Consider the following 513-nt stretch of genomic DNA (forward strand, 5'->3'; position numbering starts at 1 on the left):
CAGCACGTCGAAGCGACGCGAGCCGCGACGCACGAAGTCGGCCCCGTCGGCCTGGAAGACGATGAAGCGCGCGTCGTCGCGCGGCACGTGGAAGTCGTCGCGCAATGCGATCACCAGCGGATTGATCTCGGCGACCTGGATCCGGGCGCCGCTCAGGTAGTGATAGCAGTACTTGGCCATGGAGCCGCCGCCCAGGCCGATCATCCCGATGCTTCGCGGCTCGGGCCTGAAGAGCAGGAAGCCCATCATCGTGCGGGTGTACTCGAGAGCCAGCGCATTGGGATCGTCGATGCGCATGCAGCTCTGGATGTCGCTGATGGAGAAGCTGAGGGTCTTGGAACCCAGGCCCTCGAAGACGAAGGGCTTGACGTGCGGCGCTGACGCGGAACTGTTGGACATGGGCGAGCTTCGTTTGTGAATTTTCAGCTCGGGATGCCGAGCAGGTCGAGCACGCCGCAGACGAAGGTCAACGGGTGCGGCGGACATCCGGGCACGTAGAGCGCCGGCTTGAAT

1 protein-coding gene is annotated in these 513 nt (G+C 64.3%); it reads right to left on the minus strand.

The window, feature by feature from the left end:
- Positions 1-399 (minus strand): class I SAM-dependent methyltransferase (locus tag AC1DTN_RS39305; protein WP_477925679.1); only part of this gene is annotated, 399 nt, incomplete at its 3' end.
- Positions 400-513 lie beyond the last annotated feature (114 nt).

This window comes from Rhizobium sp. 01T444, assembly GCF_056398305.1.